This window comes from Pseudomonas sp. FBCC-B545 (genome assembly GCF_059134095.1).
Genome location: NZ_CP101441.1, coordinates 2,576,422 through 2,597,292, shown reverse-complemented (window position 1 = coordinate 2,597,292; position 20,871 = coordinate 2,576,422). Strand labels below are relative to the sequence as shown.

The following is a 20,871-nucleotide window of genomic DNA, read 5'->3' as shown; positions in this document are numbered from 1 at the left end:
GCCCAATGAACCTTTCACCCCGGCAGCGGAATCACCCGCAACGGCCGCACCGACTTATAGGAAAAGCTCGAGTAGATCTCCTTGACGCAGGGCAAGGTCTGCAAGACCTCGCGGGCGAACTCGCCAAACGACTCCAGGTCCTTGGCCACCACTTCCAGCAAAAAGTCATAGCGCCCCGACACGTTATGGCAGGCCACGATTTCCGGAATTTCCAACAGCCGCTGCTCGAACGCCCGGGCGATGTCCTGGGTGTGGCTGTCCATCATGATGCTGACAAAGGCCGTCACGCCGTAGCCCAGCGCCTTGGGTGAGAGGATCGCCTGGTAGCCACTGATCACCCCGCTGTCTTCCAGGGCGCGCACCCTCCGCCAGCAGGGTGAAGTGGTCAAGGCTACCCGCTCGGCCAGTTCGGCCACGGTCAGGCGGGCGTTGCCTTGCAAGGCGTTTAACAGCGCTTTATCAGTACGGTCCAGCTTGATGGGCATGACGTGCCTCTAATCCTTGTTTTTATCGGTGTTTGATCCACAAACGCGGCTTTTCCCTGCATTTTTTGCAAGGTTCATCTGCGGTTATGAGCATAGCATTGTAGGAAATAAGGAGCGCCCGACATGAACAATAAACACCCCGCATCCGGCTTTTCTACCCGTGCAATTCATCACGGCTATGACCCCAAGGACCACCACGGCGCCCTGGTGCCGCCGATCTACCTGTCGGCCACCTTCGCCTTTCCTACCGCCGAGTATGGCGCCGCCTGCTTTGCCGGTGAAGCCAGCGGCCACTTCTACACGCGCATTTCCAACCCGACCCTGGCCTTGCTGGAATCGCGCATGGCCAGCCTGGAAAACGGCGAGGCCGCGGTGGCGTTCAGCTCCGGCATGGGCGCGATTGCTGCGACGTTCTGGACCCTGCTGCGCCCGGGCGATGAGATCATCGTCAGCCAGACCCTCTACGGCTGTACGTTCGCGCTGTTGCACCACGGCATCGGCGAGTTCGGCGTCCAGGTGCGGCACGTCGACTTGACCGACCTGGCCGCCCTGCAAGCGGCGCTGTCCCCGGCGACCCGCATGATCTATTGCGAGACCCCGGCGAACCCCAACCTGCGCCTGATCGACATTGCTGCCGTGGCAGAGCTTGCCCACCGCCAGCCGAATATCACCCTGGTGGTCGATAACACCTACTGCACGCCATACCTGCAACGTCCGCTGGAGTTGGGCGCGGATGTGGTGGTGCACTCAGCCACCAAATACCTCAGCGGCCATGGCGACATCACCGCAGGCATTGCCGTGAGCAGTCATGCCCTGGCGCAGCGCATTCGTCTGCAAGGGCTCAAGGACCTGACCGGTGCCGTGATGTCGCCCCAGGACGCGTCGTTGCTGATGCGCGGCCTCAAGACCCTGGCCCTGCGCATGGACCGCCATTGCAGCAGCGCCCAGGCAGTGGCCGAAGCCTTGCAGGCGCACCCGGCCGTGCAATGGGTAACCTACCCCGGGCTGCGGTCTTTCCCGCAGTACGCGCTGGCGAAACGACAGATGAAGCTGCCCGGCGGCATGATTGCCTTTGAACTCAAGGGCGGCATCGAGACGGGCCGGCGCTTCATGAACGCATTGCGCCTGTTCACCCGCGCGGTGAGCCTGGGGGACGCCGAGTCACTGGCCCAACATCCGGCGAGCATGACCCATTCCACCTACACCCCCGAGGAACGGGCGCAGCACGGTATCAGCGAAGGCTTGGTGCGTTTGTCAGTGGGGCTTGAGGATGTCGCGGACCTGCTGGCGGACGTGCACCAGGCCCTGGCCAAGTGCAGCCGCCCCAGCGTGCGCCCTGCCGCAACAGCAGCCCACGTCCTGAGATAACGCCTCATCAGGCGTTGTTCTTTCCTACAAGCGATGGTCGAACTTATCGCTCGTCGCTATAGGATTTGATCTGTTTTTTCGGTTGGAATCCCCTTCCCTTCGCCAGCCTGTACTAGCATGGGTCTCGGCGGGAAGTATTATCACTGCGGGTTATTCATATTGTTCACCTTGTTAAACCCCGTCGCTATATGGCTGGATGCCCGCGCTCGATACTCATGGACGAATTGATGAACTCACACCTGTTCCCCCATATAGGCAAGGTCATCGCCAGCACCGGCAGCCGCCACTTTCCACGCATGCTGCATGATCTTATCCTCACCCAATTGGCAGTGGATGCCACCCATATCACCCAGCTGCGGGTCAGCAGCAAAGGCCACAGCCGCCGCAAGATCAGCCCGGTGTACACCGACTCGGTGGCGGCCCTGGGGCCTGAGCAACCTGCGGCACAACTGCACCTCACACGGCGCAAGGACGATGTGCGCTACGTACTGTCGGTGTACCGCTCACACCCATCCGAGAGTTTTTCCGCGCAAGAGCGCAGCATGCTGCAGGACTTCTCCACGCTGTTGCTGCCCATGGTGGAAAAGCACATCACCGCGATCCAGCCGTGCCGCCAGGACAATGGGCCGCCAGTGCCGCACAACCAGGGCATCGACACCCTGCGCCGACGCATCCAGGAGCGCCTGGTGCAGGCGGGGCTGAGCCTGTCCAAGCGTGAGCTGGAAGTATGCGTGGGCCTGCTGGCCGGCCGCACCGCGCCGGAACTGGCCGAGCAAATGGCGTTGAAGGTCAACACCATCGAAAGCTACCTCAAGCGCGCAGCGATCAAGCTGGGCATCAGCGGACGGCATTCGTTGTTGCGGTGGATGTATGCCACAGACGACAGCACAAGCTTTTAATCCCACATTTGGCCTGTGTCGCCTGCTCGACATGCATTGTTAAAGGCCAGCAATCCATATCCCTTTAATTTGCAGGACGTTTCCTAGACAATCCTTCGGCCTTGCGCCTGCTCAATCCACTGGCTAGCCTTCGCTTCGTCGCTGCATATCAGCGATCGGGTGTGGAAACCTGGGAATGAGTAGGCGTCATGATCGTATGCAAACGCTCAATGGCGGCTGTGCGCGGGCAGACTTCGGTCTGACTGGGTCCTACTCCCCGGTTTCCACCCCGCGTATGGCTGCCACCCAATCTGCCGTGTGGAAACGGCACCGGATGGCGCCCCAACTGAGTAGGAGCTATATCCATGAGCAAAGTCGTCCCCGATCCACCCTATGCCGTTTTTGTTGCCCACGAAGACCTGAGCTTCGAAGATGCCATCACCAGCATTTCCTCGCTGCTACGTTGCGCCGCAACCACAGCAACCGAAACCGCCGAGGGCCTCAAAGGCACCCAACGCGACCTGGCTTGCTCCACCGCTCACTTGATCGAAATGGCCCGCACCCTCGCCGACCGCGCACTCGATTGCCTGCAACCCAAACCTACCAACACCCCATAACCCCTGTGGGAGGGGGCTTGCTCCCTCCCGCATTTTGTGTCCAGGGCTGACCGGCTACCAATCGCCCCCCAACCCCAACAACCCCAAAATGCTGCGCCGCAAATCCACCAGATAAGGATCATCCCGATGCCTGGGATACGGCCGCTCAATCGTCAACTGCGCCTGAACCTTGGCTGGCCGATCGCTGAACACAACCACCCGGTTGGCCAACAGCAGCGCCTCTTCCACATCATGGGTCACCAGCAACGCCGTATACCCCTGGCGCTGCCACAGCCCAATCAACTCCTTTTGCATGGTGATTCGCGTCAGGGAGTCCAGCTTGCCCAGTGGCTCATCAAGAATCAGCAGCCGCGGCTCATTGACCAGTGCGCGGGCCAGGGCCACCCGTTGCGCCATGCCGCCGGAGAGTTGTCGCGGGTAAGCCCGGGCAAACTGGCTGAGGCCGACTTTCTCCAGGGCCTGGTCGACCTTCGCCGCATGGCTCTTGAGCAAGCCCTGGGCCTCCAGGCCCACCGCGACGTTGTCCCACACCCGTCGCCACGGGTAGAGCGTGGGGTCCTGGAACACCACCACGCGGCTGGGGTCGGGGCCGGTGATGGGCTGCCCGTCGGCCAGCAACCTGCCGCTGTCCGCCGGCTCAAGCCCGGCCACCAGGCGCAGCAAGGTGGATTTTCCACACCCGGACGGGCCCAGCAACGCGACGAATTCTCCCGCTGCCACGTCCAACGAGACCCGTTCCAGCACCGGCAAATGCTGGCCGTCCAAGGCAAAGCCGTGGCTGAGGTTTTCAATGCTCAGCGCCAACCCTGTCGATGCCGCTGCTGTTGGTGCGAGGGCTACCATTTCATCGTTCCTTTCTGCCAGGCAAGCAACCGGTCACGCACCAGGAACAGCCCGGTGATCAACCCCGAACAGGCCAGGGCCATGATCAACAATGCCGCGTACATATTCGCGTAGGCCGCCCAGCCCTGGGCCCATTGCAGGTAAAAGCCGATGCCGGACTTGACCCCCATCATTTCCGCCACCACCAAGGTTGAGAATGAGGCGCCCAAGCCCATGAACAGGCCGACAAACACATGGGGCATCGCCGCCGGAATCGCCACTTTGAAGATCAGGAAACCGGGCTTGGCGCCGAGGGTGCGGGCCACGTCGTAATAAGCTTTATCGACACTAGCCACCCCCGACCAGGTCAGCACCGTGACCGGAAACCAGGTAGCCAAGGCGATTAGAAACACGCTGGCGCTCCAACTGCTGGGAAACAGGAAAAAACACAGTGGCAACAGCGCCGTGGAAGGCACCGGGCCGAGGATGCGCAGCACCGGGTGCAGCCAATAGCCGATGCGCGTGGACCAACCGATGGCCACGCCGGCGATAAACCCCGTCGCCGCGCCAAGGGCCACGCCCGAGCACAGCAGCAATGCCGAGTGCAGCAGGCTGTCGGCCAAGCGCGGGTAGTCTTCGATATACACCGCCAGCAGGGCCTGGGGCGGTGCGAAGAACGGCACCGGTAACAGCGCAAGCTTGGCCGTGAGCAGTTCCCAAAGACCCAGCAGCAGCGGCAACGCAATCAGCCAGGGCGTGGCATTGCGCAGGCGCAGCGCCAGTGTCGACAGCGTGCGCCCCAACAGGCTCAACGTACTGAACACCACGGCCACGCCCACGCAGAAATTGGCCAAGCCTTGGGTCATCGGCCAGTGGCGTGTCGCGTTGGGCCAATAGCTGATCAGCAGCGCGACGGCCAGCCAGGCTGCTACTACGGCTGCGCCCTGCCAGCCGAGCTTGAAGGCCAGGGGTGGGTTGAGGGTGCTGGCGTCAACTGAAGACATCGGCGGTGATCTCCTTGGCGAATTCCACCGGGTCGGTGCCTTTGCTGATCACCTCCACGGTTTTCAGGTCGGTCACATAGGTGGTGATTTCCTCAGTCAGCGCTGCGCCCACCGCGTGGTGGCCGTGGGTGTGATCGTGGAGAATCGCCTGCACTTCTTCGGTAGAGGTGTTCAGTGCAAAAGCCTGGAAGCCTTTGGCCACGGCTTCTGGGTGTTGCACGGAATAATCATGGGCTTCGAGGATCGCCTGGGTCAGGGCCGCGACCACGCGCTTGTCCTCGCGCACCAACTTGCCGGTGACGCCGACCACGCAGCAACTGAGGTTGGCGTATTCCTCCACCAGGTTGGTGGACAGCTCGCGTGCCACGCCGGACTTGATCAGGCGGTACATGAACGGATCACTGCCGCTGACCGCCTGCACTTCGCCACGCTCCAAGGCGGTGCCCAACAAGTCGGCCGGGTACAGGCGCCATTCCACATCGCGCACCGGATCGACCCCATGCTTTTTCAGTAGGATCGAAAAGAAATTGCGATCCGGGCTGGCCATGTCGGTGACGCCAATGGCCTTGCCCTTGAGGTCTTCCAGCTTGCTCACGCCGCCACTTGCCGCACTGAGCAAGCGCAGGCAACCACCGTGGGTGCCGGCGGTGAGCTTCACGTCGAAGCCCTGTTCCAGAGCCTTGAGCCAACGCAGCGCCATGCCCACCCCAGCGTCGGCCTTGCCGGTGGCGATGGCTTCGAGCAATACCTCGGTGGAGTTACCGAAGTTGACCAGTTCCACGTCCAGGTTGTGCTGAGTGAAGAAGCCCTGGCCGTGGGCGATCACCACCGGCGCCAGGCACACCGCGTTGAGATTGACTGCCAATTTCAACTTGCGCGGTGCGTCGAGGAGGATGAACTCACCGGTGCCGGCGGGTTCCTGAGGGGTGTTGTGGCTGGCGTGTGCGCCGCCAGCAAAGACCAGGCGCGGCAGCGTCAGGCTGGCCAGGGTCAGGCCAGCCATGCCGAGCAGACGGCGACGGGTTAAAGGGTCGAAGGCAGCCATGCACGATATCCTTGTTTATACGCAGATTGATTGTGCTTTTATTATATTAATGGCCAGATATTATGATAGAAACATATAACTCTATGGATATGCCAGATTCAGCAAAAGCCGAAAAAAGCGCCTTAAGCTCAGATCGAAAGAGTATTTATCGAATGGTTTTCAGAACCTTATGCTTCGGTTCATTTTGTTGAGAAATCGAGCGCCTCATGACCCTACGCCGCCCTCTCGCCGCTGTATTAGGATTGCTGGCTTTTGCTGTCGCTGTAAGTGCCCAGGCTCAGGAAACCCTGCGCATCGGCTACCAGAAATCCTCGACCCTGATCACCTTGCTGAAAACCCAGGGCACCCTGGAAAAAGCCCTCAAGGCCGACCACATCGACGTCAGTTGGCATGAGTTCCCCAGCGGCCTGCCCTTGCTCGAAGCGCTGAACGTCGGCAACGTGGATATCAGCGCCGATGTGGCCGATACCGTGCCGATCTTCGCCCAGGCTGCCCAGGCTCAGCTCACCTACTTCGCCCAGGAAGCGCCCTCGCCCGCGGCCCAGGCCATCGTTGTACGCAAGGACTCGTCGATCCAGCAGTTGGCGGACCTCAAAGGCAAGAAAATCGCCGTGACCAAAGCCGCCGGCACTCACTATTTATTGATCGCCGCGTTGAACAAAGCCGGCCTGGCGTTTGCCGATATCCAGCCAGCCTATCTGTCCCCCGCTGACGGCCGCGCCGCCTTTGAAAACAACAAGGTGGATGCATGGGTCACCTGGGAGCCTTTCCTCACCAGCGTGCAGCGGCAACTGCCCACACGCACCCTGGCGGACGGCGCCGGGTTGGCGAGCTACAAGCGTTATTACCTGACCGGCACGCCTTACGCCCGGGCTCATCCCGAGGTGTTGAAGGTGGTATACGCGCAGTTGGAACAAGCCGGTCAATGGGTGAAGGCCCATCCGCAGGACGCGGCAAAAGTGCTCGGGCCGTTATGGGGCAACCTGGATGCAGCGACGGTGGAAGCTGCCAATGCGCACCGCAGCTACCAGGTGCAGCCGGTGACACTCGAGCAACTGGGGGAGCAGCAGAAGATTGCCGATGCGTTCTTCAAGGCGGGGCTGTTACCCAAAGCGGTGGATGCCAAGGCAGTACAGACCTGGCAACCCTAAGGTAAACAAGGCCGACGGGAAGTGGTACAAAAGGAGCCCTGCCCCTTTTCCTGGAGAGCACCGCCATAATCTCCATCACATCCCTGCGTTGTTGTTCACGGGTCAGGTCCGACAGGCTGCTGGACAAACATGACCGCAACGATGTGCACATCAGCCTGCTCGCCCCGCAAGCGGAACTGCGGGTCCGCCCGCGGTTCTACGAGCCCGAGGTGCACAGCATGCTGGCGCCCTTGGGCCCGCTGTTCGATGCCGTGGGCGTGGCCTTTGTGCAAGGGGCCGCCGGTGACGTGGCCTATGCCGCCACCGATGAGCTGGGTAACTTCGCCGCCATGTCCTGCCAACACGCCATCGCCCTGGGCCGCTACGCCGGCAACAACGTCGCCGCCGACCTGATCGGCGTTGCGCTGAGGGCCTACAGCCAACCCAAATACGTGACCTGCCTCGACCTCGGCGCCTGGGGCGCGGTGTACACCGAAGGCTGGGACCGCCAGCTGAAACTGGTGGGCCAGGAGGCCAAGGCACTCAAGCAGCAGATCAACAGTGTGTGGATCTACCCACCGGCGGCGGATCGGGCAGTGGCGCTGGCGGCGGCGGATCCATTGATTGCGGTGGCATGAGGCAATTTGTCCGCTAAGAGATGGCTCCAGATCGTCAACCTTGCTTGATCACTCACCCCTGCATAACGCTAAATCAATATGCCTATATAATTAAAAGATCTAAATAACTGTCAATTTTGACAGTGCAAACCCACGCTGCCCTTATCTATCTTTAAGTTGCCTCAATACTTAAACACGTGTTGATGACTCAGATTGAATGCGTTTTTCTTCAACCAAGTTTTATATAAGGAAGACTGATATGGCACTGGTAGAAAATTACAAAGGCTATGAGATACATGAAGGCCTGACAGGAGGGCATTGGGAAGGTGATAACCTGGTTGGTCAAGTCAAGGCTTACACTTACCAAAAAAATGGCGAAACCAGTACACTGACTTACTATAGTGTAGATAGAGTCAAGGAGATAATTAAGAGCGGCCAAGCTCAATTTTGATGCACCGAGCGAAATGGGTTGATATTCCAAATCCGTCGCAGGGGATTTGATCTATTGATAAATCTCCTGCGACTATTAGATAGGCACCGTCCTTACTTCTCTACACCCTGCCCAAAGCGCCGAATCGCCAGGCAATACCCCACCAGCGCCAGCGCCGCCAGCAACCCGCCCGCCGCGCCGATCCAAGCGAATCCGAAGTGGCTGCCGACCCAGCTGCCCATCAGCGCGCCACCGCCGATGCCGATGTTGTAGATACCGGAGAACATCGCCATGGCCACGTCGGTGGCGTCCGGTGCCAGTACCAGCACCTTGGATTGCATGGCCAGGCCAAAGCCCATGATCGCCATGCCCCAGAAAATGCTCAGCACCACCAGGTAAGACTCGGCGCCGCTCAACGGCAGCATCAAGGCCAGGCACACGGCAAGCAGGAACACCGTGCTGATCACGAAGACATGGGGGTTGAAGCGATGCACCAGGCTGAACAACAACGAACCGATAATGCCGGCCCCACCGAACACCAACAGGATCAATGTCACCGCACTGCCGCTTAGCCCGGCGACGCCTTCGACGAAAGGTTCGATATAGCTGTAGGCGGTGAATTGCGCGGTGACCGTCATCGCGGTCAGCACGTAGAGCGCCACCAGTGCCGGACGCTTGAACAGCAGTGGCAGGCTACGCAGGGAACCGGAGTTCTGGCTGGGCAGCAGCGGCAAGGTGCGCGCCAGCCAGAACACCAAGGCGGCTGCGAACGCTGCGATCACCAGGAAGGTGGTGCGCCACCCCATGGCCTCGCCGAGCAGGCGGCCCAAGGGAATGCCGAGCACCATCGCCAGGGACGTGCCGGTGGCCAGCAAGCCAAGGGCCTGCACCTGCTTGCCCTGCGGCGCCAAGCGCACCGCCAGCGAAGCGGTGATCGACCAGAACAGCGCGTGGGCCAAGGCAATGCCGATGCGACTGACCATCAGCAGGCCAAAACTGGTAGCCACGCTGGAAAGGATATGGCTGGCGATAAACAGGCCGAACAGCACGATCAGCAATTTGCGCCGTTCGACGTTGCGGGTCAGCAGCATCACCGGCAGCGAGGTCAGCGACACGATCCACGCGTAGATGGTGAGCATCAGGCCGACGCTGGCCACGGGCATGTCAAAGCTGGCGCCGATGGCGCTGAGCAACCCGACAGGTACGAATTCGGTGGTATTGAACACAAACGCGGCCAGCGCCAGGGCGATGACCGGTTGCCAATTGGCTTGGGGGGTTGCGGCTGAAAGGCTCATTGACGGGCGCGGTACTCTGGCGATGGTCAGGCGCCGCCCAGGACAAGCGCCGCCGCCGAGCATTCTATAGGTTTCTCGGGCGGCTGTTGAGGCGGATCGTCGCCCCGGGAGCTATGGCGAGGTCATGGTAATCACGTAGTTGCCCGACTCGATGGGCTTACCGGCATTGTCCACCAGCAGATAGCGCTGGTCGTAATAGCGCCCCTCGCCACTGTCCGCCACCAGCCGTACATGGGCGGCATTGACGCTGGCAACCGGCGCTACATTGCGCACCTCGAAGCGGCTGCCGCGACTCACTCTGGCACAGCCGCGCAGTTCCATCACGGCACCGCTGCGCGCATTTGTCGCACACCCCGACTCGACGATGGCGCCGGTGAACCTGAGAGTGCCCTGCCCCACTATCTGCGCCGCGCCGCATGTGCTTGCCCATAGGCAAAGGAGGCTCGCCATTACCGAAAAACGACCAACGTTCATGCCGACACTCCTTCTTGGGCTAGTAAGAAGTTAGTCGTCGGCGCGGCGGTTAACTTGAGCTTATTTACCCGAGAATGAGAGGTGAATCACGGATCCACCTGCCCCATCAACTCAGGAATGCTCTCCGGGCGCTGGGCATAGCGCTGGGCCAGCGCCGCGCACACCATCAACTGGATCTGGTGGAACAGCATCAACGGCAAAATCAACACGCCCATGCTCGCCCCGGCGAACAGCACCTGGGCCATGGGCACACCGGTGGCCAGGCTTTTCTTCGAGCCGCAGAACAGGATGGTGATGCGGTCTTCCTGGTTAAAGCCAAACGCCTTGCTCAGCAACGTGGATGCCACCAGCACCAGCGCGAGCAATACGCAGCAGGCCACCACCAGACCGCCCAGTTGCCACAATGGGATCTGGTGCCAGATACCTTCGGTGACCGCTTCGCTGAACGCGCCGTATACCACCAACAGGATCGAGCCCTGGTCGACGAATTTCAGCCAGGCTTTATTGCGACCGACCCAGTCGCCGATCCAGCGGCGGGCGATTTGCCCGGCGATGAATGGCAGCAGCAACTGCACGCTGATCTTCAAGATCGCGTCGACCGTGGAGCCGCCGTCCCCCTGCACATTGAGCAGCAGCGCCACCAACAACGGCGTCAGGAAAATTCCGAACAGGCTCGAAGCCGCCGCGCTGCAAATCGCCGCCGGGATATTGCCGCGAGCCAGTGACGTAAAGGCAATCGCCGACTGCACAGTAGCCGGCAACGCGCAGAGGTAGAGCATGCCCATGTACAAATCTTTGCCAACCAGCGGCGATAACACCGGCTTGAGCGCCAGGCCCAGCAACGGGAACAGCACGAAGGTCAGGCTGAACACCAGCAGGTGCAAGCGCCAGTGACCGGCACCGGCAACGATGGCCTGGCGTGACAGCTTGGCGCCGTGCAGGAAAAACAGCAGCGCGATGGCCAGGTTGGTGACCCAGCCGAAGGCCACGGCGGTCTGGCCGCTGGCCGGTAGCAAGGAAGCAAGGATCACCGTGGCAATCAGGGTCAGGGTGAAGTTATCGGGTAGAAAGCGCGGGCGGGTCATAAGCAAGTCTTCCAGGGGTTGCCAAGAGCGTCGTGGCGACTCTAACGTAACCGCCTGTTACCGACTAACGCCAATGAGCCAGTAAATGCCGCCTAAAGGACATGAAAAAGCCGTGCGACGCAGTGTGCCCGGGCTTTCCAGCCTGCCCCGGCCGGTGTATGGGCGTACTGAATCCTTGCCCAATCGGGCGCTGACACGACGGCACAGTCACCCGTGGGTGCAGTTGTCCTATGCGATTTCCGGGGTGCTGGAGATCCAGACCAGCGTTGGCCGCTTCGTCGCGCCGCCGCAACGTGCAGTGTGGATCCCGGCGGGCATGCCCCATCGGGTGTTCAGTTCGCCCCATACGGAAATGCGCAGTTTGTACCTCGATTGCAGCGTCACGGCCTGGGCGGCCGAGCGTTGCCAGGTGCTGGAGGTGAGCAGCCTGCTACGCGAGTTGATCCGCAGTTTCAGCGAAGTGCCGGTGGAATATGCCCAGGACGGGCCCGATGGACGCCTGGCCCAGGTGCTGCTCGACCAACTCGCCGCCGCGCCCCAGGTGGACCTGATGTTGCCGTTGCCCCATGACCCGCGGTTGCGGCAGATCTATCGCAGCCTGAGCCAGCGACCGGAGCAGCAGAGCACACTGGGGGATTGGAGCGCCAAGCTGGGGGTCAGCGAAAAGACCCTCAGCCGCGTGTTCTTGAGTGACACCGGGCTGACGTTCCGCGCCTGGCGCCAGCGCCTGCGACTGCTGAGCGCCCTGCCCGCCCTGGAACGAGGTGAGCGGGTCACGGATGTGGCGTTGGGATGTGGGTATGAATCGACGTCGGCATTTATCAATGCATTTCGTCAGCAGTTTGAGACGACACCTGGTGAGTTTTTCCGCTGATCCTTTGGTGCTGTGAAGATCAAAATGTGGGAGGGGGCTTGCCCCCGATGAGGGAGTATGAGCACACACAACTGTGGCTGACACACCGCCATCGGGGGCAAGCCCCCTCCCACATTTTTGACGGCATTTCATGTCTAGAATGGGGGTTGGCCGCCTGCGCGCCATAGGGCCCGAACAGAATATCGGGATCTATTGTCATGCAAATAACCCACAAACCCGCGCTCGGCTGGTATTGTGCCGCGCTTGAAATACCGCTACTGACCTGCGAGGAAATGGACGTTGAACACTGACGAAAAAATGACCGGGGACCTGTTTGAGGTCGATAAGCGCCTGTCACTCAAGCCCGTGGTGGACTTCAACGCTTACCTGCGCAGCGCCTTTGGTGATGGCCCGTGCACCTGCGTACGTTGCGCTGCCAGCGGTGGTGATGAAAGCGGCTATGAGTTCCAGCACACGTTCACCTTCGACGGTAAGCCGATGCACCGTCGCTTTGCTTCGACAGCGGGCAGTGATGTGTTGATGGCGTTGAAGAAGGCGTGGCTGTCGTACACCAAGGTCGAGCTGCCGCTCAGTGGCGTGCTGGTGCTGGAGATGGTGAAGGAGTTTGTCGAGCCGCAGTTGCACAAGCGCCTGGCGCCGTTATTCGTGGCCAGCGGGCTGGTCAAGGATGTGGACGGCGAGTTGCGCATTCAGCCCCAAGCCATGGCCTGACACTGTAAATGTGGGAGGGGGCTTGCTCCCGATGGCGGCGTGTCAGTCAACCGATGTATGGGCTGACACACTGCTATCGGGAGCAAGCCCCCTCCCACATTTTTTAGTAGCCAGGCACGCCCTGCACGCGCAACTCAGGGGTCAGTTCCTCTTCCAGCGGCTCGGTCAGCGGCCGATCACTGATCCCCGGCAGCAGGATCACCTTGCGGCACTCTTCCTCGGCTTTATCAAACAGTTCATAGCCCCGCGCGGCCTGTTCCAGGGACAGCCGATGGGTGACGATCGCCTCGGGGTTCAGGTGCCCCAGTTCGATATGCTCCAGCAGCTCGGGTAAAAAGCGCTGCACATGGGTCTGGCCCATCTTGAAGGTCAGGCCCTTGTCGAAGGCATCGCCGAACATGAAGCCATGGATAAATCCGGCATACACCCCGGCTACGCTGACCACGCCACCGCGGCGCACGGCAGCGATGCACTGGCGCAGGGCCTTGCCGCTGCTGCCTTCGATCTTGAGGGTGGTGAGGATGGTTTCCGTGGTGCTGCCCTTGGCTTCGAAACCTACCGCGTCCACCACGCCATCGACGCCACGCATGCCGGCGGTCTGGCGGATGATCGTATCGGCCGGGTCATCGTCTTCTTCGAAGTTGATCGGGATCACGCCGTACATCTTCTGCGCATAGGCCAGCCGGTACGGATGGTCGTCGACCATGAAGATTTGCCCGGCCCCCAGCATCTGCGCACACGCCGCACTGAGCAGGCCCACGGGCCCGGCGCCATAGATCGCCACGCTTGAGCCCTTGCCAATACCGGCATTGGTCACCGCCTGCCAGGCGGTGGGCAGGATATCGGAGAGGAACAGCACCTTTTCATCGGCCAGGGTGCCCGGCACCTTGAATGGCCCGGCGTTGGCTTTGGGCACTCGCACCAACTCTGCCTGGCCGCCGGGAATGCCGCCGTACAGGCGGCTATAGCCGAACAGCGCGGCGCCCGGTGGAATGGCTTTTTTATTCAGGATCGCTCCGCGCCCGTCGTTGGTGGTTTCGCAGGCGGCGTATTGCTGGAGCTGGCAGAAAAAGCAATCGCCACAGGCAATCACGAATGGAATCACCACGCGGTCGCCGCGCTGTACGGCCGTGACCGCCGGGCCGGTTTCTTCGACGATGCCCATGAACTCATGGCCGAAGATGTCGCCGTGTTCCACGGTGGGGATCTTGCCGCGGTACAGGTGCAGGTCCGAGCCGCAGATGGCCGTGGCGGTTACACGCAGAATGATATCGTCGGGTTGTTCAATGGTCGGATCGGGCACCGTGTCGACCTGCACCTTGTGTGCGCCCTGGTAAGTCATCGCTCGCATGCTCTGCGCTCCTGCCGTTGAGGGGTTACTAGTTAAGGGCGGCGCAAGTGCGTCAGTGTTCCTTCAACCTGGTGCAGCACCCGATCAGTGGTCGCCCCTGCCCTGGGCCAGCAGCTGGTCGACCACATAGCGCAGGCACTCCAGGTCATCGGCACCATCGGCCCGCGCCTGGGCGTACCAGCGCAATTGTTCGGTCGCGCTGTTGCCGCGCCGCAGCAGTGCTTGCAGGGAATCGAACAGCTGCGCCTCGCCCATGGCTTCGGCGGTGGCGGCAAAGGTCTGTCGGGCGCATTGCAGCCATTGCTCAGCGCTGCCCATGGCACCCTTGTCGTCCAACGCAAACCGGCCCGCTGCGCCGTAGCGTTTAGCCTGCCAGCGGTTTTCCTTGAGCAGCCAACGCGCCTGGGCGCTGAATTCGGCGCCGGGGCGCTCCAGGGTGCACGCGTGGGTGACCATCACCCGAAACAGCGTGGCAAGGGCCAAGGCATCCGCCAGCCGTGGGCAGGCGTCAGTCATGCGCAGCTCAAGGGTCGGGTAACGCGCTGCCGGGCGAATGCCCCACCAGCCGTTGCCGTCGGCCTTGATCGCGCCCATGCGCTGCAGCAAGGCAAGGTAGTGCAGGTACTCGTCCCAATCGGCAAAATGTTCGGGCACGCCCATGCGCGGCCACTCATCACAAGCCGCCTGGCGATAACTCATGAAGCCGCTGGGCATGCCGTCCCAAAACGGCGACGAGCAACTGAGCAGCAACAACAACGGCAGCCACGGCGACACCTGGTTCATCACGGCGATGCGGTCCAGTGTTTGCGGGACCTGCACATGCACGTGCAGCCCGCACAACACACTGCGCCGCGCCACATACTGGATATCATCGAACAGTTGCTGGAAATGCGCCTGTGGGGTTGGCCGCTGCATGCGCCAATCGGCCAAGGGATGGCTGCCGGCACACACGGCACCTAGGCCGAATTCGCCCAAGGCGTCGGCGAGGTTGCCGCGCACTGTCGCCAGGTAATCCGCCGCTTCGCCGCTGGTAGTGAAGACTGGTGAGGCGGCCTCGATCTGCCCTTGGAACATCTCATAGGCGAAGCCACCGCCAATCGCCTCACGGCAGGCCGCCAGCACCGCCGTCGAGGGTTCGGCGAGCATGCAGCGGGTGCGCAGATCGGTGAGCAGGTATTCCTCTTCGATACCAAAGGTGAGCATGGACGTCAGCGCAGCCGTGTGACGGTAAGCGCGACCACGGCGATGCGCTCCACACCTTCATACCCCGGTTTGTCGAGTTCTTCGCCAAAGACGTCGGGGTCCAATTCACGGTAGGTCCAGCCATAGGCATCGTTGGCCAACAGCGGCTTGACTGCTTCCAGGAACGGATCGCCACCTGCCACCATCGCCACGCCGGTGTAGAGCACCAGGCTGCCGCCAAGGGACAGGCGCCCGATGGACTCGCTGACGATGCGCACCGACAACTGCTCGCCCAATGCGCCGCCGCCATGGCGATAGGCGCGCTGGCAATCGTCATTCATGTACGGAGGGTTGGCGACGATCAAGTCGAATTCACCCTCGACGCTGGCCAGCACATCGCTGTGATAGACGCTGACGTTACTCAGCCCGGCCAGCTCGGCATTCACGGCGGTCATGCGCAGGGCGCGGGGGTTGATATCCACCGCCAGCACCTCGGCGTCATGCCGTGCGCGGGCAACCACCAGGGCGCCGACACCAGCACCACAGCCGATATCCACTGCGCGCTTGAGCGGTTCGAAACGCTGTTGCAGATGGGCTTCGATCACCTGGGCAAAACGGTAGCTGTCGGGGCCGAAAAATACCGCATCCGCTTGCACGGTGGGAAATGGTGAATGGGCAAACAGCAGCCCATCGAGGCTCGACCAACGCACCGTGCTGCGCCATAAGGAGTCGTGCTTTTCGATCACGTCGGCTTGCTGCAGTTCTTCGCGAAACGCCTCCGGCAACAGCTCATTGTCGAACGGCATCGACCAGCCGAATACGTCACGCATGTTCATCGCCAGCGGCGTCGCCAAACGCCGGTAGACACGCTCGTGGGTCAGGGGCGTTGGCGTGATAAAGCGATAGCCACTTTCCTTCAACCCTCGGCCCAGGTTCAGCAAGGCGCGATCAGCGAGTTGTTGTGCAGACATGGGCAGGTTCCTTAGCGCAAACGCGCACGCAATTGGATAAAGCGGCGGGTCGCATACAGCCCCGCGGGCGTACAGTGACGGCGCGCCGACATCCAGGGGATCAGCGCTTTGAGCTGTTGGTCATCGGGCAGTTTCCACAATGAATCCACCAGGGCCTGAGTGTCCGGATCCGCCGGGCGATGCTGCTCGCGGGAGAAACGGCTGCCACGTCCCGGACGAACCGGCGGCACGCGCTGGCTGCTGATCCAGTCCCCGGCGATCCAGTCATGCATCAGTTGTTTTTCATAGCCGCTGAACACACCAAACATCGCCGCGCCGGCGCCCTCGATCAGTTGCCAGAAGCGGCTCTCGGCGGGATCCTCATTGCGTTTGATCCAACCCTTGTCTTCCAGGGCCTTGAGGAAATCGCCGATCTGCCCCGGCTTGGCCAGCCACTGGTTAACCGTCTTGCCTTCGAAGCGGCAGTAGTCTGAATGCATGTGCTGGCCGAAGGTGCGCTTGCGTTCAAGCATGGCGACCACCTCGTCCTGCAGGTTGAATTGCTTGATCACCGCCGTGGTGCCCGGGCCAAGATCATTGAGGCGATACCCTTGCGCCACGCGCCGGTAGAAATCCGCCCTGCCCTCGCCCAGCGGCAACAGGCTCAGCACCGATTGCGCCGCCTTGCAGGCATGGCCGCTGCTGGCGTTGTCGATGGTGACGTGGAGGGTGAAGTAATAGGGGTCGATGCCCAGTTCGCTCAGCTCGTAGGAGGTTATCAGCAGGTGCAGGGGCAACTGTTCGTAGCCCAGGTTGAAGCCGATGATCTCCGGCAGGAACTCTTCGGCGCACAGGCCCAGGGCTAATTGCAGCGCACCTTGCAGGTAGTGATCGTCGTCGAGGCCGGCTTCGCTGTCGGCATCATGTTCGCTGAGCAGCTTGCGATAGATCACCACGTGATTCTGCGCGGCCTCGCCATCGCCCAACTCTTCCAGATAGGTGGTGAGCAGGCCATCGAAACGCGGGTCCTGCCAATAGCGCAGCAAGCCGTTGAGCCAGGCGCCATCCACCTGTTTGGTCGGACCCACGCGTTGCAGGAAATACAACGCATGGGCCTTGTTCTGGAAATAGCGCCGAGGTCGGCCTTGCTGACGTTGCTCAAGATAGTCGGCGTAAGCCTGGGCCACGTCTGCGCAACGCTGTTCGATCCAGGCCGGCAATTGCTCGGGCATTTCGGGCAATTCACTGGGTGCCTCGCGTATCTGGGCCAATTGCGCTTGCAGGAAGTTGCGCGCGGCTTCTTCACAGCCATGGGTTTCCCCATAGAGCTGCTGGTAAAGCCCCTGGTACGGGCCGTAAGCCGATGGGGTCATGGAGGCCGGCTGGCCTGACAGCGCTGTAAGGAGTGTCATGATGGCAGTTTCCGCAAAGTCCGTTACAACAGGCCTCCCAACAAGGCGGCCCCGCAAGAGCGCTCGAACACGTGCGCTTCTAAAATGCAGAGCATTGGAATGTGCGAAAAATTCAAATGAGGTTGGGTTGGGGTGGATAAGCGGTCATTGACGGCACAACGCAGGTCCAAATGTGGGAGGGGGCTTGCTCCCGATAGCGGTGGTTCAGCCACTCCATCTGTGACTGAACCACCGCTATCGGGAGCAAGCCCCCTCCCACATTCAGCACACTCTGATGAACTATTTACGCGCCGCTTCCCACTGCTTGAGCAGGTCGTTGTAGTTCACGGTTTCGCCTTTCGGCTTCTCATTGGCCAGTTTCGGCTTCGGTGCACCCGGCTGGTCGAACCAGTATTGCGCGTCACGCTCGGGGTTCATTTTCGGGCCGCATACCGGTTGCACCTTGGAGCGTTCCAGGCGCGTCATGATCGCGTCCTGTTCCTTGGCCAGGTTGTCCAACGCCTGTTGCGGGGTTTTCTCGCCACTGGCGGCGGCGGCGATGTTGCTCCACCACAGTTGCGCCAGGCGGGGGTAGTCCGGCACGTTGGTGCCGGTCGGCGACCACTCGGTGCGAGCCGGGCTGCGGTAGAACTCCACCAGGCCGCCGAGTTTGGGGGCCATGTCAGTCATGGCCTGGGAGTTGATATCCGACTCACGAATCGGCGTCAGGCCCACGATGGTTTTCTTCAGCGACACAGTTTTGGAGGTGACGAACTGCGCGTAGAGCCAGGCCGCAAGTTTCTGCTTCTCGGGGGTGGACTTGAGGAAGGTCCAGGAACCTACGTCCTGATAGCCCTTTTTCATGCCCTTTTCCCAGTAAGGTCCGACCGGCGACGGCGCCATCCGCCATTTCGGCGTACCGTCGGCATTCACCACCGGCAGGCCCGGCTTGACCATGTCGGCAGTAAACGCGGTGTACCAGAAGATCTGCTGGGCGATGTTGCCCTGGGACGGCACCGGGCCGGATTCGGAGAAGGTCATGCCGGCTGCTTCCGGTGGCGCGTAGGCCTTCATCCAGTCCACGTATTTCTGCGTGGCGAACACCGCCGCCGGGCCGTTGGTGTCGCCGCCGCGGGTCACGCTGGAGCCCACCGGGTGGCAGTCCTCCACACGTATGCCCCATTCGTCCACCGGCAGGCCGTTGGGCAAGCCCTTGTCGCCTCCGCCGGCCATGGAGAACCAGGCGTCGGTGAAGCGCCAGCCCAGGGACGGGTCTTTCTTGCCGTAGTCCATGTGCCCATAGATGCGCTTGCCGTCGATTTCCTTGACGTCTTCGCTGAAGAACTTGGCGATGTCTTCATAGGCCGACCAGTTCACTGGTACGCCGAGGTCGTAGCCGTATTTTTCCTTGAACTTGGCTTTCAGCTCCGGGCGTTCGAACCAGTCGGCGCGAAACCAGTAGAGGTTGGCGAACTGCTGGTCGGGCAGCTGGTAGATCTTGCCGTCCGGCGCGGTGGTGAAGGACAGGCCGATAAAGTCCTTGAGGTCCAGGGTCGGCGAGGTGAAGTCCTTGCCTTCATTGGCCATCAGGTCGGTGATGGATTCGGTCTTGCCGTAGCGAAAGTGCGTACCGATCAAGTCGGAATCGTTGACCCAGCCGTCATAGATGTTCTTGTCGGACTGCATCTGGGTTTGCAGCTTCTCCACCACGTCGCCTTCCTGGAGCAGGTCGTGGGTCAGCTTGATCCCGGTGATTTCACTGAAAGCCTTGGCCAGCACCTTGGACTCGTACTCGTGTGTGGTAAGGGTTTCCGACACCACGTTGATTTTCATCCCACGGAAGGGTTCCGACGCCTTGATAAACCACTTCAACTCCTCGAGCTGTTGGGCTTCGGTGAGGGTGGAGGGCTTGAACTCGCTGCCGATCCATTTTTTCGCGGCATCTTCATAGGCATCGGCCCAGGCCGAGGCGCTCAACCCGCTGAGGGCCAGTACGGCGGCCAATGAAATGCTATGTCGCAGCTTATTGTTTTTATTCAACATAGAGACCTCCTGGTTGTTTATTCATAAGGGCACTAGCCCCAACGCATCACACTCAACAGCCATACCAGGGAGAGCGCGGACGCCACCCAGATGCTCCAGTCGGTAACGCCGATCACCAGCAAATGCAGGTAGGCGCTGCCGAGAAGTCCGATAAACAAGCGATCACCACGAGTGGTACTGATCGGCAGAAAACCGCGCCGGGGGATGCTCGGCGAGCGCAGTTCCCAGGTGGTCATGCCCGCCAGGATCAGCGCGATGCCGCCAAAAAACAGCGCAGTAGGGGTGGTCCAGGCCATCCATTCCATCATCGATTCCTCTAGACCCGGCCCAGGGCGAAGCCCTTGGCCACGTGGTTGCGAACAAACCAGATCACCAGCATGCCCGGCAGGATGGTCAACACCCCCGCCGCTGCCAGCACGCCCCAGTCGATACCCGAGGCCGAAACCGTGCGAGTCATCACCGCTGCGATGGGCTTGGCGTTGACCGAAGTCAGGGTGCGCGCCAGCAGCAACTCGACCCAGGAAAACATAAAGCAGAAAAACGCCGTGACGCCGATGCCGGAGCCGATCAGCGGGATAAAAATCTTCACGAAGAACTTGGGAAAACTATAGCCATCGATGTAGGCGGTTTCGTCGATTTCCTTGGGTACACCGGACATGAAGCCTTCAAGGATCCACACCGCCAACGGCACGTTGAACAGGCAGTGAGCCAGGGCCACAGCGATGTGGGTATCGAACAGGCCGATGGAGGAATACAGCTGGAAAAACGGCAGCAGAAACACTGCCGGCGGCGCCATGCGGTTGGTCAGCAGCCAGAAGAACAGGTGCTTGTCACCCAGGAAGCGGTAGCGCGAGAACGCATAGGCTGCCGGCAACGCCACGCTGAGGGAGATCACCGTGTTCAGACTCACGTAGTACAACGAGTTGAGGTAACCGGTGTACCAGCTCGGGTCGGTAAAGATCACCTTGTAGTTGGCCAGGGTGAAATCCTGCGGAAACAGCGTGAGGCCGCCGAGGATTTCGGTGTTGCTCTTGAAGGACATGTTCAACAGCCAGTAGATCGGCACCAGCAGGAACAGGATGTAGATCAGTAATGGGATAACCTTGCGCTTGCTCATGT

The 20,871-nt window shown here is 61.1% G+C and carries 21 protein-coding genes and 1 pseudogene; 8 read left to right on the top strand and 14 right to left on the bottom strand.

The annotated features are described in order from the left end of the window. Positions 1–14 precede the first annotated feature (14 nt). Positions 15–485, bottom strand: a complete 471-nt coding sequence (locus tag NMB39_RS12125) for an Lrp/AsnC family transcriptional regulator (protein ID WP_056846504.1) — start codon at positions 483–485, stop codon at positions 15–17. Positions 486–608: 123 nt separating this feature from the next. Here NMB39_RS12125 and NMB39_RS12120 point away from each other — a divergent pair, with 123 nt between their 5' ends. The 3 genes from NMB39_RS12120 to NMB39_RS12110 all read left to right on the top strand — a co-directional run bounded on the left by NMB39_RS12120 (position 609) and on the right by NMB39_RS12110 (position 3,348). After that, positions 609–1,853: a methionine gamma-lyase gene (locus tag NMB39_RS12120; protein ID WP_494339184.1), complete on the top strand. Its 1,245-nt coding sequence runs from the start codon at positions 609–611 to the stop codon at positions 1,851–1,853. Positions 1,854–2,080: 227 nt separating this feature from the next. Further along, on the top strand, positions 2,081–2,752 hold the full coding sequence (locus NMB39_RS12115) for a helix-turn-helix transcriptional regulator (protein ID WP_198720178.1): 672 nt from the start codon (positions 2,081–2,083) through the stop codon (positions 2,750–2,752). Between the two features lie 344 nt (positions 2,753–3,096). Then, entirely contained in the window at positions 3,097–3,348 is a 252-nt protein-coding gene (locus NMB39_RS12110; protein WP_494339185.1) for a DUF6124 family protein, read from the top strand. Between the two features lie 54 nt (positions 3,349–3,402). Here NMB39_RS12110 and NMB39_RS12105 read toward each other — a convergent pair whose 3' ends face one another. From NMB39_RS12105 to NMB39_RS12095, 3 genes are read right to left on the bottom strand one after another with little or no spacing between them, the layout of a single operon-like run. After that, on the bottom strand, positions 3,403–4,191 hold the full coding sequence (locus tag NMB39_RS12105) for an ABC transporter ATP-binding protein (RefSeq protein WP_057025596.1): 789 nt from the start codon (positions 4,189–4,191) through the stop codon (positions 3,403–3,405). Further along, complete coding sequence (locus NMB39_RS12100; protein ID WP_494339186.1) at positions 4,185–5,174, bottom strand: ABC transporter permease; 990 nt, start codon at positions 5,172–5,174, stop codon at positions 4,185–4,187. Before NMB39_RS12100 ends, NMB39_RS12105 begins: the two co-directional genes overlap by 7 nt. Beyond that, entirely contained in the window at positions 5,161–6,219 is a 1,059-nt protein-coding gene (locus tag NMB39_RS12095) for an ABC transporter substrate-binding protein (protein WP_367236802.1), read from the bottom strand. Before NMB39_RS12095 ends, NMB39_RS12100 begins: the two co-directional genes overlap by 14 nt. 206 nt (positions 6,220–6,425) lie before the next feature. On the opposite strand from NMB39_RS12095, the gene NMB39_RS12090 reads away from it, so the two are divergent. The 3 genes and pseudogenes from NMB39_RS12090 (at position 6,426) to NMB39_RS12080 (ending at position 8,417) form a co-directional block, all read left to right on the top strand. Further along, positions 6,426–7,370: an aliphatic sulfonate ABC transporter substrate-binding protein gene (locus tag NMB39_RS12090; protein ID WP_057025593.1), complete on the top strand. Its 945-nt coding sequence runs from the start codon at positions 6,426–6,428 to the stop codon at positions 7,368–7,370. A gap of 275 nt (positions 7,371–7,645) precedes the next feature. After that, positions 7,646–7,987 (top strand): annotated as a pseudogene (locus tag NMB39_RS12085) (NAD(P)/FAD-dependent oxidoreductase); the annotation flags it as partial. A 238-nt stretch (positions 7,988–8,225) separates the two neighbouring features. Next, a complete protein-coding gene (locus tag NMB39_RS12080; RefSeq protein ID WP_494339187.1) occupies positions 8,226–8,417 on the top strand; it encodes a hypothetical protein in 192 nt (63 codons plus the stop codon). Positions 8,418–8,509: 92 nt separating this feature from the next. Here the strand turns inward: NMB39_RS12080 and NMB39_RS12075 are convergent, their stop codons facing one another. From NMB39_RS12075 to NMB39_RS12065, 3 genes are all read right to left on the bottom strand, one after another. Beyond that, complete coding sequence (locus tag NMB39_RS12075) at positions 8,510–9,691, bottom strand: sugar transporter (protein WP_494339188.1); 1,182 nt, start codon at positions 9,689–9,691, stop codon at positions 8,510–8,512. Positions 9,692–9,802: 111 nt separating this feature from the next. Continuing rightward, positions 9,803–10,165 (bottom strand): type 1 fimbrial protein, encoded by a 363-nt coding sequence (locus tag NMB39_RS12070; RefSeq protein ID WP_494339189.1) that lies wholly within the window; start codon positions 10,163–10,165, stop codon positions 9,803–9,805. Positions 10,166–10,251: 86 nt separating this feature from the next. Beyond that, positions 10,252–11,250 carry a bile acid:sodium symporter family protein gene (locus NMB39_RS12065; protein ID WP_056846515.1) on the bottom strand — a complete coding sequence of 333 codons (999 nt, stop codon included), beginning with the start codon at positions 11,248–11,250 and terminating at the stop codon, positions 10,252–10,254. Positions 11,251–11,335: 85 nt separating this feature from the next. Here NMB39_RS12065 and NMB39_RS12060 point away from each other — a divergent pair, with 85 nt between their 5' ends. Both NMB39_RS12060 and NMB39_RS12055 read left to right on the top strand, forming a co-directional pair. Further along, on the top strand, positions 11,336–12,124 hold the full coding sequence (locus tag NMB39_RS12060; RefSeq protein WP_494339190.1) for an AraC family transcriptional regulator: 789 nt from the start codon (positions 11,336–11,338) through the stop codon (positions 12,122–12,124). Between the two features lie 279 nt (positions 12,125–12,403). Next, positions 12,404–12,835: a hypothetical protein gene (locus NMB39_RS12055; protein WP_056846517.1), complete on the top strand. Its 432-nt coding sequence runs from the start codon at positions 12,404–12,406 to the stop codon at positions 12,833–12,835. A 103-nt stretch (positions 12,836–12,938) separates the two neighbouring features. Here the strand turns inward: NMB39_RS12055 and NMB39_RS12050 are convergent, their stop codons facing one another. From NMB39_RS12050 to NMB39_RS12020, 7 genes are all read right to left on the bottom strand, one after another. Continuing rightward, positions 12,939–14,186 (bottom strand): zinc-dependent alcohol dehydrogenase, encoded by a 1,248-nt coding sequence (locus NMB39_RS12050; RefSeq protein WP_043046718.1) that lies wholly within the window; start codon positions 14,184–14,186, stop codon positions 12,939–12,941. An 84-nt stretch (positions 14,187–14,270) separates the two neighbouring features. Continuing rightward, positions 14,271–15,389, bottom strand: coding sequence for a carboxylate-amine ligase (locus NMB39_RS12045; protein ID WP_057025587.1), 1,119 nt, complete (start codon positions 15,387–15,389; stop codon positions 14,271–14,273). A 5-nt stretch (positions 15,390–15,394) separates the two neighbouring features. Further along, on the bottom strand, positions 15,395–16,339 hold the full coding sequence (locus tag NMB39_RS12040) for a methyltransferase (protein ID WP_057025586.1): 945 nt from the start codon (positions 16,337–16,339) through the stop codon (positions 15,395–15,397). Positions 16,340–16,350: 11 nt separating this feature from the next. Further along, positions 16,351–17,730 (bottom strand): iron-containing redox enzyme family protein, encoded by a 1,380-nt coding sequence (locus NMB39_RS12035; RefSeq protein WP_494339191.1) that lies wholly within the window; start codon positions 17,728–17,730, stop codon positions 16,351–16,353. Positions 17,731–18,009: 279 nt separating this feature from the next. Next, positions 18,010–19,752, bottom strand: coding sequence for an ABC transporter substrate-binding protein (locus tag NMB39_RS12030; RefSeq protein WP_003192009.1), 1,743 nt, complete (start codon positions 19,750–19,752; stop codon positions 18,010–18,012). A gap of 32 nt (positions 19,753–19,784) precedes the next feature. Then, complete coding sequence (locus tag NMB39_RS12025; RefSeq protein ID WP_003232363.1) at positions 19,785–20,057, bottom strand: DUF2160 domain-containing protein; 273 nt, start codon at positions 20,055–20,057, stop codon at positions 19,785–19,787. An 11-nt stretch (positions 20,058–20,068) separates the two neighbouring features. After that, on the bottom strand, positions 20,069–20,869 hold the full coding sequence (locus NMB39_RS12020) for a carbohydrate ABC transporter permease (RefSeq protein ID WP_003174634.1): 801 nt from the start codon (positions 20,867–20,869) through the stop codon (positions 20,069–20,071). Positions 20,870–20,871: the final 2 nt, after the last annotated feature.